The following is a 13,633-nucleotide window of genomic DNA, read 5'->3' on the forward strand; positions in this document are numbered from 1 at the left end:
GCAACAGGGTCCTCAATTCCGGCGGACGGTGGAGTGAGGTGAATGACAACGTTCCGATCAACTGTTAATCAAAGGGTGCACTCCTGCTATTACCGCCCGGGGGGAGAACACCGCAAATCTACGGCAACCACCCGGCCCGGCGGGCGGCGACCACCGCCTCGCCCCGGGTCCGCGCCCCGAGCTTCCGCATCGCGGACCGCAGATAGGCCTTCACGGTTTCGGCCGTCAGCCCCAGCCGGCCGGCCGCCGCCGAGTTCGTCGCCCCCGCCGCCACACAGGCCAGCACGTCCACCTCCCGGGGCGCGAGCCGCACCGCACCGGACGGCGTCTGCCGCGCCGTGAGCAGGGCGCACGCCTCCAGCAGCTCCGCCCGCAGCGCCGGGTCGGCGATCCGCGGGGCCAGCGCCCGCAGCGCCGCGTGCGCCTCCCGCACCCGCTCCCGTTGCGCGCCCGCGCCGGGCTCCCGCCACGGGTCCGCCCCCGGCGCCGGGCCGGCCGCCGCCAGCAGCTCCGCCGCCTCCTCCCGCACCAGCAGCGCCTGCTCCACGTCCCGCGCGACCTGCACCGTCTCCCCGAGCGTGCGGTCGCCGAGCGGCACGGCGGTGCGCAGCGCCCCGTACAGCACCGCCCGCACCCGCCGCCGTACGACCACCGGCACGGCCACCACCGCGCGCAGGCCCTCGGCGGCGACCGGGGCGTCGTACTCGTGGCTGATCTGCCGGGAGACGGAGTAGTCCGTCACCGCGCACGGCCGGGCCAGCGCCACCGCCTTGCCGCCAAGACCGTTGCCCGAGGTCACGGCGAGCGAGCTGAGCGCCGGCGTGGCGGTGCCGCTCAGCTCGCTGATCCGCACGTGCCGGCGCCCCGGCTCCACCAGCCCGCCGAACGCCACCGGCAGTCCCGTCGCGCGCCGCAGCCGGGCCAGCGCACCCCGGATCTCCACCGCCTCGCTCGTCCTCGTCGGGTCTGCTGTCACCTGTTCGCCCCTTCACCGCGGCCCGTGTGCGGCGCACACCCCCGTTCGGGGGTAGTGAGACCTGCATCACGGATTACACGATGACCGTGAGCCGCCCGGCAAGGTCCGGCACCGAGGAGGACGCATGACGACGGCGACGGAGCAGTTCCGCAGGGCCCGGGACTTCCTGCTGGAACACCGTGAGGACTACGCCACCGCCTACCGGGACTTCGACTGGCCCCGGCCCGACCGTTTCAACTGGGCCCTGGACTGGTTCGACGCGATCGCCGACGGCAACGACCGCACGGCCCTGCACCTGGTCGAGGAGGACGGCGGCGAAACCCGCCTGTCCTTCGCCGAGCTGTCGCGCCGCTCCGACCAGGTCGCGAACTGGCTGCGGCAGCGGGGCGTGGCCGCCGAGGACCGGGTGCTGGTGATGCTCGGCAACCAGGCCGAGCTCTGGGAGACCGCCCTCGCCGCGATGAAGCTGCGCGCCGTCGTCATCCCCGCCACCCCGCTGCTCGGCCCCGCCGACCTGCGCGACCGCGTCGAGCGCGGCCGGGTCCGCCATGTGATCGTGCGCTCCGCCGACGCCGCGAAGTTCGACGAGGTGCCCGGCGGCTACACCCGCATCGCCGTGGGGGAGGAGCCCGGCGGGGCCTGGCTGCCCTACGCCGACGCCTACGGCGCGTCGGACGCCTTCGCCGCCGACGGGCCGACCCTCGCCGACGACCCGCTGATGCTGTACTTCACCTCGGGCACCACCGCCCGCCCCAAGCTGGTGGAGCACACCCACACCTCGTACCCGATCGGGCACCTGGCGACCATGTACTGGATCGGCCTGCGCCCCGGCGACGTGCACCTCAACATCTCCTCGCCCGGCTGGGCCAAGCACGCCTGGTCCAACCTGTTCGCCCCGTGGAACGCCGAGGCGACCGTCTTCCTGCACAACTACACCCGCTTCGACGCGCCCCGCCTGATGGCCGAGATGGACAAGGCGGGCGTCACCACCTTCTGCGCGCCGCCGACCGTGTGGCGCATGCTCATCCAGGCCGACCTGGGCCTGCTGCGCACCCCGCCCCGCGAGGTCGTCGCCGCCGGCGAACCCCTCAACCCGGAGGTCATCGAGCAGGTGCGGCGCGCCTGGGGCGTCACCATCCGGGACGGCTTCGGGCAGACCGAGACCGCCGTGCAGGTGTCCAACAGCCCCGGCCAGGTCCTCAAGACCGGTTCCATGGGCCGCCCCAGCCCCGGCTACCGCGTCGAGCTCCTCGACCCGGTCTCCGGCGCGCCCGGCGCGGCCGAGGGCGAGATCGCGCTCGACCTGTCCGAGCGGCCCGTCGGCCTGATGACGGGCTACCACGGCGACCCGGACCGCACGGCGGAGGCGATGGCCGGCGGCTACTACCGCACCGGCGACATCGGCTCCCGCGACGCGGACGGCTACATCACCTACGTCGGACGCGCGGACGACGTGTTCAAGGCGTCCGACTACAAGATCAGCCCGTTCGAGCTGGAGAGCGCGCTGCTGGAGCACGAGGCGGTCGCGGAGGCGGCCGTGGTGCCCGCCCCGGACGCGCTGCGGCTGGCCGTGCCGAAGGCGTACGTCGTGCTCGCCGACGGCTGGGAGCCAGGACCCGACACGGCGAAGGTCCTCTTCGAGCACTCCCGGCAGACGCTGGCCCCCTACAAGCGCCTGCGCCGCCTGGAGTTCGGCGAACTGCCCAAGACCGTCTCCGGCAAGATCCGCCGCATCGAGCTGCGCGAGGCCACGGCGGCGGGATCGACCGCCGAGTACCGCGAGGAGGACTTCCGGTGACCACGCTCTCCTACAGCCACGGTGCCGGCGGGACGACCCTGCTCGGCGACACCATCGGCGCCAACCTGGACCGCGCCGTCGCCGCCTGGCCCGACCGCGAGGCCCTCGTCGACGTGCCGTCCGGACGGCGCTGGACCTACGCCGAGTTCGCCGCGCGGGTGGAGGAGCTGGCGTCGGCGCTGCTCAACTCCGGTGTCACCGAGGGCGACCGGGTGGGCATCTGGGCGGTCAACTGCCCCGAGTGGGTGTTCACCCAGTACGCCACCGCCCGGATCGGCGCGATCATGGTGAACATCAACCCGGCGTACCGCACGCACGAGGTGGAGTACGTCCTCAAGCAGTCCGGCATCCGCCTGCTGATCGCCTCCGTCAGCCACAAGACGAGCGACTACCGAGCGATGGCGGAGGAGGTGCGCGGCAGATGCCCCGAGCTGCGTGAGGTCGTGTACATCGGCGATCCGACCTGGGACGCGCTGATCGCCCGCGCCACGCCCGACCCCGCGTACCCGGAGCTGTCCTGCGACGACCCGGTCAACATCCAGTACACCTCGGGCACCACCGGCTTCCCCAAGGGCGCCACCCTCTCCCACCACAACATCCTCAACAACGGCTATTTCGTGGGGGAGTTGATCGCGTACACCGAGCAGGACCGGGTCTGCATCCCGGTGCCGTTCTACCACTGCTTCGGCATGGTGATGGGCAACCTCGCGGCCACCTCGCACGGCGCGTGCATGGTCATCCCCGCCCCGTCGTTCGACCCGGCGGCCACCCTGCGCGCGGTCCAGCAGGAGCGCTGCACCTCGCTGTACGGGGTGCCGACGATGTTCATCGCCGAGCTGAACCTGCCCGACTTCGCCTCCTACGACCTGACCTCCCTGCGCACCGGCATCATGGCGGGCTCCCCGTGCCCGGTGGAGGTGATGAAGCGGGTGGTCGCCGAGATGCACATGGAGCAGGTCTCCATCTGCTACGGCATGACGGAGACCTCCCCGGTGTCCCTCCAGACCCGCATGGAGGACGACCTCGAACACCGCACCGGCACCGTGGGCCGCGTCCTGCCGCACATCGAGGTGAAGATCGTCGACCCGGCCACCGGCGTCACCGTCCCGCGCGGCACCTCCGGCGAACTGTGCACCCGCGGCTACAGCGTGATGCTGGGCTACTGGGACGAGCCCGAGAAGACCGCCGAGGCGATCGACCGGGGCCGCTGGATGCACACCGGCGACCTCGCGGTGATGCGGGACGACGGCTACGTGGAGATCGTCGGCCGCATCAAGGACATGATCATCCGGGGCGGCGAGAACATCTACCCGCGCGAGATCGAGGAGTTCCTCTACGGCCACCCGAAGGTCGCGGACGTCCAGGTCGTCGGCGTCCCGCACGAGCGCTACGGCGAGGAGGTCCTGGCCTGCGTCATCCCCCGCGACCCGGCCGACCCGCTCACCCTGGCCGAGCTGCACGCCTATTGCGACGGGCAGCTGGCCCACTACAAGGTCCCCAGCCGCCTGGAACTCCTGGAGACCTTCCCGATGACGGTCTCGGGCAAGGTCCGCAAGATCGAGCTGAGGGAGCGGTACGCGGCGGGCTGAGCCGGCTCAGCCGACCCCCCGCCGGTGGCCGACCGCCCGCCGGAACACCTGCCGGGAGCCGCCCTCCGGTCCCGGAGCGGCGGCCTCGGCGGGGGTGAAGCCGAGCCGCTCGTAGAAGACGCGGGCGCCGCTGACGTCGGCCCCGGGGTGGTCCGGCCCGAAGGTGACCACCTCGATCTCACCGGGACCGCGCACCCAGCGGCGTACCGCCTCCGCCACCAGTGCGCGCCCGACGCCCGTGCCGCGGGCCCGGCCGGAGACGACGAGCCAGTGCACGTGGTACGTCGGCCCCTGCGTCCCGAACAGCAACCCGCCGAGCAGGCCGGGGCCGGAGGCCGACGGGGCGACGAGGGCCGCGTGGCCGTCCCGGCCGTCGAGGTGCTCGCGCACCGCGTCGTGGAAGCCGGGCTCCTCGACCATCGGCCCGAACCACTGCTCGACCTGGGCCGCCAGGCCGAGGAAACCGGGAAAGTCGTCCGCGCGCGCCGGCCTGATCGTCATCACGACAGTGTGCCGAACGTCCCGCCGCCGTCCGGCAGTTCGAAGCGCATGCACACGCGCGGCCACCGGTCGAGCCCGTGTGCGGCCTCCTCGGCGCGGATGCGGCGCAGGCCCGGGGTGAGGTCCGGCCCGGTCAGGGTGCGGAAGCCGAGGCGGGCGTAGTACGGGGCGTTCCACGGGACGTCGGCGAACGTGGTCAGGGTGAGGGCGCTCAGGCCCTCCTCGCGGGCGTGCTCGGCGGCGTGCGCGAGCAGGGCGCGGCCCACGCCCCGGCGGGCGGCGCGCGGGTGGACGGAGACCTGCTCCACATGAAGGGCGCCGTCGACCGGCTCGGCGGTCACGTACGCGACGGGATCGTTCCGTTCGTCGGCCGCGACCCAGCAGCGGCCGGCCGCCCGGTATCGCTCCAGCTCCTGCAGGGCGGGCGGGTCGTCGTCGGCGATCTCCGCCATGCCGAGGTCGCGGAACGGCGCGCCGGCCGCCCGTTCGACGTCCTGGAGGGCGGGCAGTTCACCGGGGGCGGCGGGACGGATGCGCATCCGACGAGTATCGGACGCACCCGCCCCACCCGTCGCCGGAGTTTCAGGACGCGTCCGCGTCCAGGGTCAGGGCCGGGGTGTTCTCGGGGCAGGCGGCGCCCGAGGGGTCGAGGACGAACAGCGGGACGTCCAGGGTGTCGGCGCGGGCGCGGGCCTCGGCGGTGTAGCCGGCCAGGGAGAAGTAGAGGCAGGTCGCGGACTCCGTCATCGCGGTCAGCCACAGACACTCCACGTCCCGCGAGGTCGCGGGCCGCGCCGACGGGTCGAGTTGGGCCAGCACGCCCCGGCCCGCCAGCCCGATGCCGGACGTGGGCCGCTGGTCCGCGCGCCGGATGTCGTCGTGGCCGAGGTGGCGCAGATACAGCACGGCGGCCGTGACCGCGTCGCGCGCGCTGCGGATCGGCACGGTGGGGACGGCGGGCCGCCGCGCCCCTCCGCCGGCCCGCCCGTCCGCCCGCTCGCCCACGACCGGGATGCGCAGCACCGTCCCGCAGGGGCAGCCCAGTTCGGGCTGCGGCCACTCACCGCGCGTGCCGCAGCTGCCGCACCGGACGGTGACCCACTCCTCGCTCCAGGAGCGGTGCCCGGCGGCGTCCGGCACGCGGTCGGGGTCCAGCGGCGCGGCGACGGGCGCACCGCAGGCGCAGGGGTACGCCGGTGCCGTGTAGCGGTGCGAGCGCCGGCAGGCGGGGCAGCGCACCGGAAGGCTCTCGGACATGGGTCCACTCCCGGAGTTCTCGAAGCCGGTCCATCGTCCTCCTCCGGCCCGCGGATGTCCCGCAGTTGCGGCTCTCTTGACGGCCTCGGGCGACCGCTCTTACATTCATTCCAGATAGTAGAAGTAAGTTTCCGTAATACGGAATCCGAGAGCTCACCGCGGGGCGCGACGGGCATGCGAATCCGAGAAGCCGAAGCAGGAGTACTCCATGGCTCGAATGACGGCTGCCCGCGCGGCGGTCGAGATCCTCAAGCGTGAGGGCGTCGACGTCGCGTTCGGTGTCCCCGGCGCGGCGATCAACCCGTTCTACGCGGCGCTCAAGGCGTCCGGCGGCATCGGCCACACCCTCGCCCGCCATGTCGAGGGCGCCTCCCACATGGCCGAGGGCTACACCCGTACGCACCCCGGCAACATCGGCGTGTGCGTCGGCACGTCGGGACCGGCCGGCACCGACATGATCACCGGCCTGTACTCGGCGTCCGGCGACTCGATCCCGATCCTCTGCATCACCGGCCAGGCGCCCACCGCGGTGATCCACAAGGAGGACTTCCAGGCCGTCGACATCGCGTCCATCGCCCGGCCGGTCACCAAGATGGCGGTGACCGTGCTGGAGGCGGCCCAGGTCCCCGGCGTGTTCCAGCAGGCCTTCCACCTGATGCGCTCCGGCCGCCCGGGGCCCGTGCTGATCGACCTGCCGATCGACGTGCAGACGACGGAGATCGAGTTCGACCCCGACACGTACGAGCCGCTGCCCGTCTACAAGCCGGCCGCGACCCGCGCGCAGATCGAGAAGGCGCTCGGCATGCTCAACGCCGCCGAGCGGCCGCTGATCGTCGCGGGCGGCGGGGTCGTGGGCGCCGACGCGGCCGACCTGCTGGTGCGGTTCGCGGAGCTGACCGGCACGCCCGTCGTGCCCACGCTGATGGGCTGGGGCGTCATCCCCGACGACCACGAACTCAACGCCGGCATGGTCGGGTTGCAGACCTCGCACCGCTACGGCAACGCGACCTTCCTGGAGTCCGACTTCGTCCTCGGCATCGGCAACCGCTGGGCCAACCGCCACACCGGACGCCTCGACGTCTACACCGCCGGCCGCACCTTCGTGCACGTCGACGTCGAACCCACCCAGATCGGCCGCATCTTCGCCCCCGACTACGGCATCGCCTCCGACGCGCGCGCCGCGCTGGCCCTCTTCGTCGAGGTCGCCGAGGAGCTGGCGGCGGCGGGCCGGCTGCCCGACCGCACCGCGTGGGCGGCCTCCGCGCAGGAGCGGCGCGCCACGATGCAGCGCCGCACCCACTTCGACGACGTGCCGATGAAGCCGCAGCGGGTCTACGAGGAGATGAACAAGGCGTTCGGCCCCGAGACGCGGTACGTCACCACCATCGGCCTCTCCCAGATCGCCGGCGCGCAGTTCCTGCACGTCCACCGGCCGCGTCACTGGATCAACTGCGGCCAGGCGGGCCCCCTCGGCTGGACCGTCCCCGCGGCGCTGGGCGTGGCCAAGGCCGACCCGGAGGCGCAAGTCGTCGCGCTGTCCGGCGACTACGACTTCCAGTTCATGATCGAGGAACTGGCCGTCGGCGCCCAGCACAAGATCCCGTACGTCCATGTCCTGGTGAACAACGCCTACCTGGGCCTGATCCGCCAGGCACAGCGCGCCTTCGACATCGACTTCCAGGTCAACCTGGAGTTCGAGAACATCAACACCCCCGAGCTGGGCGTCTACGGCGTCGACCACGTCAAGGTCGCCGAGGGCCTGGGGTGCAGGGCGATCCGCGTCAGCGACCCGGCCGACCTGGGCCCGGCCTTCGAGCAGGCGAAGAAGCTCGCGGCGGAACACCGTGTCCCGGTGATCGTGGAGGCGATCCTGGAACGCGTCACCAACATCGCGATGTCGACGACGAACGACATCAGCGACGTGGTCGAGTTCGAACCCGTGGCCACGGAACCGGGCCACGCCCCGACGGCGGTCACACCCCTGAAGGTCTGACCACCTCCGGTGGCAGGGGCACCCCGCCCCTGCCACCGCGCCGGCGTCAGCTCACCGCAGCGCCGGGCGCCAGGGTCAGGCCGGCGGCCGCGCAGAAGTCTTCGAGGCCGATGGCTCCGCCGCCGGTGCCGTCGTCCCACTCGGCCAGGACCGCCGAGAGCCCCGCGTTCCACGACTCCGGTGTATCGACGTCGGGGCCGGGGTGACGCTCCACGCGGCCTTCGCCGTGCCGGTACCGGAGGTACAGGTACTGGCCCTCCGCCGTCCAGGCGTCCCACTGGGACGGGTGGGCGGAACACGTCCGCACGACGCGCACCAGCGCCGGCCCTTCGACTCGCTCCATCCGGCGATGGTCACCCGGCGAACGGACCTTGGGCAACCGGGATGCGGTTCGGGGCTCAGTTCCCCCCGCCCCCGCCGCACCCCCCTCCGCCTCCACAACCGCCCCCGCTTCCGCCGTAGTCGCCGCCCCCGCCTTCCCATCCGCCGCCGCAGTAGTGAGGGCCGTTGTAGGCGCCGCTGGAGCCGCCGGAGGCGGGGATGAAGTGGCGCAGGGTGCGCTTGTGGCGGAGGCGGACGCGTGGGGTGAGGCCCGCGCGGAGGGCGAAGCGGGGGACGACGGCGCGGAGGGCCGCCTCGCCGTGCAGGGCGACGGCCAGCAGTTTCTCCTCGTCGGAGAGGCCGGCCCGGCTCGCCGGGACGGGGTACGCGGTGCGCAGCACGTGCAGGCGACGGCGTGCCGCCCGTGTCGTGCCCAGCAGCGGCGGCGGACTCACCAGGTCCGTGTCCGCCAGCCCGGTCTTCAGCGTGGCCACCGCCCACCGGACGTCCGGGTCGCGCAGCAACTCCCGTACCTCGCACGGCGTGTGCAGCCGCCCGTGCACCGCGCTCTCCAGGTACGGCACCCTCAGCTCCGCCGCCGGGATGTTGTCACCCTCCTCCAACGTCGGCAGCGGCGGGAGGGCGCGCCCCGCCTCGTTGTCGACCGCCACCAGCCTGCCCCGTGAGCCCGGCTCGACGGCGCCGCGCAGATGCAGGGCGACGACGGCCACCACGACGGCGGCGCGCGGCCCCCCGGCCAGCAGGGCGAGTTCGTGCGGCGCTTCCCGTACGCGCTCGGTGTCGGCCATGACAGGACACCCCCTCGGACAGGGGGCCCGCCGCCCCCGTGCCGGCGGGCCCCGTGTGTGCGGGGATGGTTCCGCGCGCGGGGACCGCCGAAGCCTCGGGAGGCGGTGTTCAGAGGTTCATTTGAGGGTGCCGTAGCCGCCCTACGGCCGATGCCGTACGGCATCGGCCACGGACGTCGCCGTACGGCCGCGTCTCACGGCTCGTGGTGCTCGGACAGTCCGGGCCAGTCCTCCGGGCCGCCGCCCTGCCACTCGATGAAGTCCGCGTCCTCGACGTCGGTGACGTACAGGTCGGCCAGGCGCAGGATCTCGCCCACGTCGTCGGTGTGGGTGGCGACGCCCAGCGTCTCGTCGTCGGAGGTGACCCGCCGGGAGCCGTCCAGGGCGGGCGCGTGGACCACGATGTGCGGATGCTCCGTCGGATGTGCCATGCCCCCAGGCTGCTGCGGACCGCGCCGATCCGCACGCCGGGAGGGGAGGTGGGCTCGGGACCGCGGCGACGGCGACGGCCGCGGGGCGTCTCCCCTCAGGTCGTAGGAGACGGGCCGCGGCGTTGACCACCGCACTGGCTCGCGCGCCGCCGCGGCGCCCTCGCCCCGCCCGCACCGCCGCCGCGCCGTACGGGTCCGGAGGCGCCATGCCTCGTCCGGGCCGTACGGCACGCCGGTGCGGGCCGTGGGTTCCGGGCGGCGCCGCCGCCTTGGGCGCGACGGGACTGATGTCGACGCCGGCGCCGCCCGGAGTTCAGAGGAGCACGAGGATCAGATCCGCGCGCCCGACAGCCGTTCCACGGCCCGCAGCAGCGCGGAGTGGTCCAGGCCGCCGTCGCCCTGCGCGCGCAGGCTCGCCACCAGCTGGGCGACCACCGCGCCGACCGGCAGCGCGGCGCCCACGTTCCGGGCGGCGTCGGTGACGATGCCCATGTCCTTGTGGTGCAGGTCGACGCGGAAGCCCGGAGTGAAGTCCCGGTTCAGGAAGTTGTCCTTCTTGCGGGCCAGCACGGTCGAGCCGGCCAGCCCGCCGCCCAGGACCTCCAGCGCGGCCGCCAGGTCGACGCCGGACTTCTCCAGGAAGACCACGGCCTCGGCGCAGGCCTGGATGTTCACGGCGACGATCAGCTGGTTGGCCGCCTTCACGGTCTGCCCGGAGCCGTGCGGCCCGCACCGCACGATCGTCTTCCCCAGTGCCTCGAACAGCGGCCTCGCCTCGTCGAAGTCGGCCTGGTCGCCGCCCACCATGATGGACAGCACCGCCTCGATCGCCCCGGCCTCGCCGCCGGACACCGGGGCGTCCAGCACCCGGATGCCCTTCTCCTTCGCGGCGGCGGCCAGGTCGACGGAGGTCTGCGGGGTGATCGAGGACATGTCGATCAGCAGGGCGCCGCGCCGGGCGTTCTCCAGGACGCCGTCGGGTCCGTAGGCGACGGCCTCGACCTGCGGGGAGGCGGGGACCATCGTGACGATCACGTCGGCGTCCCGCACGGCCTCGGCGATCGAGGCGGCGGCGGTGCCGCCCGCGGCGGCCAGGCGGTCCAGCTTGTCCTGCTCCAGGGTGTGGCCGGTGACCCGGTAGCCCGCCTTGACCAGGTTCTCGGACATGGGGGAGCCCATGATGCCGAGACCGATCCAGGCGATCGTGGGGAGGTTGCTCATGACGGGGGTGCCTTTCGGTGAGGGGGTCAGCGGGGCAGCCAGTCGAAGGCCTCGGCGCTCGGGCGGTCGCCCGGCTTGTACTCGAGGCCGACCCAGCCGTCGTAGCCCGCCTTCGTCAGCCGGCCGAGGAGGTCGTCCAGGGGGAGCGACCCGGTTCCGGGCGCGCCGCGGCCGGGGCTGTCGGCGATCTGGACGTGCCCGGTGCGGTCCGCGTAGCGGTCGATCACCGCCGGCAGGTCCTCGCCGTTCACGGCCAGGTGGTACAGGTCCATCAGGAAGCGCGCGTTGCCCAGTCCCGTGGCCGCGTCGACCCGCTCGGCGACGCCGACCGCGGCCGGCGCCGACACCAGCGGGTAGTGCGGCGACTCGGGCCGGTTGAGCGCCTCGATCAGCAGGACCGCGCCGATCCGGTGGGCGGCGCGCGCGGCGAGGACGAGGTTCTCCAGCGCGAGCGCGTCCTGCTCGGCCGGGTCTACACCGTCGACCCGGTTGCCGTACAGCGCGTTCAGCGCGCGGCAGCCGAGCGACTCGGCGAAACCGGCCGCGACCTCGACGTTCGCCCGGAACCGGTCGGACTCCTCGCCCGGCACGGACAGCGCGCCCCGGTCGGGTCCGGGCAACTGCCCGGCGTAGAAGTTCAGGCCGGTGAGCCGCACCCCCGCGTCCTCGATCGCCGTGCGCAGCCCGTCCAGCGCGGACTGCTCGGGCACGGGCGAGTCGGCCCAGGGCCACCACAGCTCGACCGCGCCGAAACCGGCCGCGGCGGCGGCCGCCGGGCGCTGAAGGAGCGGGAGCTCGGTGAAGAGGATCGACAGGTTGACGGTGAAGCGCTGGTCGGCGAATCCCATCGGGCCGCGCTCCCTTCCCAATCGTGGTCTCCGTATGATCTTCCTGCGCTAATTTCCGTATTGCGGAAGAAGCTTTCTGCCTACTGGAAGACTGCCCGTGCCGGTGAAGGGCTGTCAAGAGGTCGGTAGGTTGGCCCCGTGCGATTGCGAGTGGAGTTCACGACCGAGCCCTTCGACCTCGACGAGGCGCCCGGGCACGCCGTGGTGGCGCGCGAGGTCATCGAGACGGCCGACCTGGACGCGGTGGACGTCGGGCCGTTCGGCAACACCGCCGAGGGCGGCGCCGACGCAGTGCTGGCCGCCGTGGACACCCTGCTGCGCCGCACCCTGACCGCCGGCGCCACCCGGGTCACCCTCCAGGTCAACGTGGTCGAGGAGGACGACCGGTGAGCGAGGCCGGCGACGGCGCCTTCATCGCGGCCGTGAAGCCGCTGGTCGACGCGATGGGCGGGGAGATGGTCCCGCCGGACGAGGCCGGCCCCGACGACGTGGTGCTCACCTGGGAGGGCGCCGCCGCCGTCGCCGTACGGCTGCCGCAGCTCGCGGACTCCCTCGATCACATCCTGGCCGCGCTGGAGCGGCGCAAGGGCATGCCGCTGGCGGAGCTGGACCGTAAGGCGAAGCAGGAGATCGTACGCGGTCTGGAGGCGCGCGGGGCGTTCGCCGTGCGGCACGGAGTGGAGACGGTGGCGAGCGCGCTGGGCGTCAGCCGCTTCACCGTCTACAACTACCTCAACCGGGAGAAGGGCGCCTGAGCCGAGGCGCGCGCTGCCCCTCACGGAGCCCGGTCCGGACGCCCCGCCCGCGGATCGCGACGCCTCACCCGAACGTCACACGGATTTTTCAACAAACTGTTGACGCTCGCCGCGTGACGGCGTTCACTGTCGGCACGCCCGTTCGCAGCACACGGCCGTTCGCGGCCACGGAGGCTCCCGTGACGTCGACAGCAACGCCCCCGGGCCTGGCCCGGTTCAACGCCCTGGAGGAGCACGCGGCGCGCACCGCGCTCCTCGAGGTCTGCGCCTCCACCGCCTGGGCCGGGAGGCTGCTCGCCGCCCGCCCCTACGCGGACCCCGACGCGCTGTACGCCGAGAACGACGCCGCCACGGCCGGGCTCACCGAGGCCGGCCTGGCGGAGGCCATGGCAGGGCACCCGCCGATCGGCCGCCCCAGGCCGGGGGACCCCACCTCGGCGCGGGAGCAGCGCGGCATGGCCGGGGCCGACGACGGCCTGCGCGCCGAGATGCTGGAGCTGAACCTCGCCTACCAGGAGAGGTTCGGCCATGTGTTCCTGATCTGCGCCACCGGCCGCACCGCCGAGGAGATGCGCGACGCCGTGCGCGAGCGCCTCGGTAACCCGCCGGAGAAGGAACGCGAGATCGTCCGCACCGAACTGGGGAAGATCAACCGCATCCGGCTGGCCCGACTCGTCGAAGAGGACTGACCTCGCATGAGCACCGACAGCACCGACAGCACCGCCTCCGCGTCCCCCGCCTCCGTGTCCACGCACATCCTGGACACCAGCGCCGGCCGCCCCGCCGAGGGCGTCGCCGTGCGCCTGGCCGCCCGCCCCGGCCCGCGGGCCCCCTGGCAGGAACTCGGCGGGTCCGCGACCGACGCGGACGGGCGGTGCAAGGACCTGCCGGCCGTGCCGCAGGGCACCACCCACGTACGGCTCGACTTCGAGGTGGAGCCGTACTTCCTGGACAACCCGAAGAACCCGAACAAGAAGGCCGAGGCTCAGCAGGACGCCCCCGCGCATCGGGACAGCGGCACCGCGGTGTTCTTCCCGGAGGTGACGGTCACCTTCGCCGTCACGCCCGGCGAGCACTACCACGTACCGCTGCTGCTCAACCCGTTCGGCTACTCCGTTTACCGAGGGAGCTGAC

Annotated in this window: 16 protein-coding genes; 7 read left to right on the forward strand and 9 right to left on the reverse strand. The window is 73.2% G+C overall.

The features are described 5' to 3' along the window. Positions 1 to 118: 118 nt before the first annotated feature. Positions 119 to 943 (reverse strand): helix-turn-helix transcriptional regulator, encoded by an 825-nt coding sequence (locus ACFOSY_RS16090; RefSeq protein ID WP_394307756.1) that lies wholly within the window; start codon positions 941 to 943, stop codon positions 119 to 121. A 157-nt stretch (positions 944 to 1,100) separates the two neighbouring features. Between ACFOSY_RS16090 and ACFOSY_RS16095 the strand changes: the two genes are divergently transcribed. Both ACFOSY_RS16095 and ACFOSY_RS16100 read left to right on the forward strand, forming a co-directional pair. Continuing rightward, entirely contained in the window at positions 1,101 to 2,774 is a 1,674-nt protein-coding gene (locus ACFOSY_RS16095; RefSeq protein WP_394307500.1) for an AMP-binding protein, read from the forward strand. After that, complete coding sequence (locus ACFOSY_RS16100) at positions 2,771 to 4,363, forward strand: AMP-binding protein (RefSeq protein WP_394307501.1); 1,593 nt, start codon at positions 2,771 to 2,773, stop codon at positions 4,361 to 4,363. Before ACFOSY_RS16095 ends, ACFOSY_RS16100 begins: the two co-directional genes overlap by 4 nt. Before the next feature lie 6 nt (positions 4,364 to 4,369). Here the strand turns inward: ACFOSY_RS16100 and ACFOSY_RS16105 are convergent, their stop codons facing one another. From ACFOSY_RS16105 to ACFOSY_RS16115, 3 genes are read right to left on the reverse strand one after another with little or no spacing between them, the layout of a single operon-like run. Beyond that, a complete protein-coding gene (locus ACFOSY_RS16105) occupies positions 4,370 to 4,864 on the reverse strand; it encodes a GNAT family N-acetyltransferase (RefSeq protein ID WP_394307502.1) in 495 nt (164 codons plus the stop codon). After that, positions 4,864 to 5,403, reverse strand: a complete 540-nt coding sequence (locus tag ACFOSY_RS16110; RefSeq protein ID WP_394307503.1) for a GNAT family N-acetyltransferase — start codon at positions 5,401 to 5,403, stop codon at positions 4,864 to 4,866. The genes ACFOSY_RS16105 and ACFOSY_RS16110 overlap by 1 nt, the downstream gene beginning before the upstream one ends. A 43-nt stretch (positions 5,404 to 5,446) precedes the next feature. Further along, positions 5,447 to 6,121 (reverse strand): hypothetical protein, encoded by a 675-nt coding sequence (locus ACFOSY_RS16115; protein ID WP_394307504.1) that lies wholly within the window; start codon positions 6,119 to 6,121, stop codon positions 5,447 to 5,449. A gap of 208 nt (positions 6,122 to 6,329) precedes the next feature. Between ACFOSY_RS16115 and gcl the strand changes: the two genes are divergently transcribed. Continuing rightward, on the forward strand, positions 6,330 to 8,114 hold the full coding sequence (gcl, locus tag ACFOSY_RS16120; RefSeq protein WP_394307505.1) for a glyoxylate carboligase: 1,785 nt from the start codon (positions 6,330 to 6,332) through the stop codon (positions 8,112 to 8,114). 46 nt (positions 8,115 to 8,160) lie between these two features. On the opposite strand, the gene ACFOSY_RS16125 is transcribed toward gcl, so the two are convergent. The 5 genes from ACFOSY_RS16125 to ACFOSY_RS16145 all read right to left on the reverse strand — a co-directional run bounded on the left by ACFOSY_RS16125 (position 8,161) and on the right by ACFOSY_RS16145 (position 11,744). Next, positions 8,161 to 8,457 (reverse strand): hypothetical protein, encoded by a 297-nt coding sequence (locus ACFOSY_RS16125; protein ID WP_394307506.1) that lies wholly within the window; start codon positions 8,455 to 8,457, stop codon positions 8,161 to 8,163. Between the two features lie 55 nt (positions 8,458 to 8,512). Further along, positions 8,513 to 9,244, reverse strand: a complete 732-nt coding sequence (locus ACFOSY_RS16130) for a TIGR04222 domain-containing membrane protein (protein ID WP_394307507.1) — start codon at positions 9,242 to 9,244, stop codon at positions 8,513 to 8,515. Between the two features lie 194 nt (positions 9,245 to 9,438). Beyond that, a complete protein-coding gene (locus ACFOSY_RS16135) occupies positions 9,439 to 9,675 on the reverse strand; it encodes a hypothetical protein (protein WP_006136841.1) in 237 nt (78 codons plus the stop codon). A gap of 330 nt (positions 9,676 to 10,005) precedes the next feature. After that, positions 10,006 to 10,896 (reverse strand): 2-hydroxy-3-oxopropionate reductase, encoded by an 891-nt coding sequence (locus ACFOSY_RS16140; RefSeq protein ID WP_394307508.1) that lies wholly within the window; start codon positions 10,894 to 10,896, stop codon positions 10,006 to 10,008. Positions 10,897 to 10,922: 26 nt separating this feature from the next. Then, the gene (locus ACFOSY_RS16145; RefSeq protein ID WP_394307509.1) at positions 10,923 to 11,744 is read right to left on the reverse strand and encodes a TIM barrel protein; all 822 of its coding nucleotides are present in this window, start codon (positions 11,742 to 11,744) and stop codon (positions 10,923 to 10,925) included. Between the two features lie 138 nt (positions 11,745 to 11,882). Here ACFOSY_RS16145 and ACFOSY_RS16150 point away from each other — a divergent pair, with 138 nt between their 5' ends. From ACFOSY_RS16150 to uraH, 4 genes are all read left to right on the forward strand, one after another. Beyond that, positions 11,883 to 12,134 (forward strand): thiamine-binding protein, encoded by a 252-nt coding sequence (locus ACFOSY_RS16150; protein ID WP_225654748.1) that lies wholly within the window; start codon positions 11,883 to 11,885, stop codon positions 12,132 to 12,134. Beyond that, entirely contained in the window at positions 12,131 to 12,499 is a 369-nt protein-coding gene (locus tag ACFOSY_RS16155) for a helix-turn-helix domain-containing protein (RefSeq protein WP_394307510.1), read from the forward strand. Before ACFOSY_RS16150 ends, ACFOSY_RS16155 begins: the two co-directional genes overlap by 4 nt. 179 nt (positions 12,500 to 12,678) lie before the next feature. Next, on the forward strand, positions 12,679 to 13,188 hold the full coding sequence (uraD, locus tag ACFOSY_RS16160) for a 2-oxo-4-hydroxy-4-carboxy-5-ureidoimidazoline decarboxylase (protein ID WP_394307511.1): 510 nt from the start codon (positions 12,679 to 12,681) through the stop codon (positions 13,186 to 13,188). A 6-nt stretch (positions 13,189 to 13,194) separates the two neighbouring features. Further along, positions 13,195 to 13,632 carry a hydroxyisourate hydrolase gene (uraH, locus tag ACFOSY_RS16165; RefSeq protein ID WP_394307512.1) on the forward strand — a complete coding sequence of 146 codons (438 nt, stop codon included), beginning with the start codon at positions 13,195 to 13,197 and terminating at the stop codon, positions 13,630 to 13,632. Position 13,633 lies beyond the last annotated feature (1 nt).

Source organism: Streptomyces lusitanus (assembly GCF_042647945.1).
GTDB lineage: Bacteria > Actinomycetota > Actinomycetes > Streptomycetales > Streptomycetaceae > Streptomyces > Streptomyces pseudogriseolus.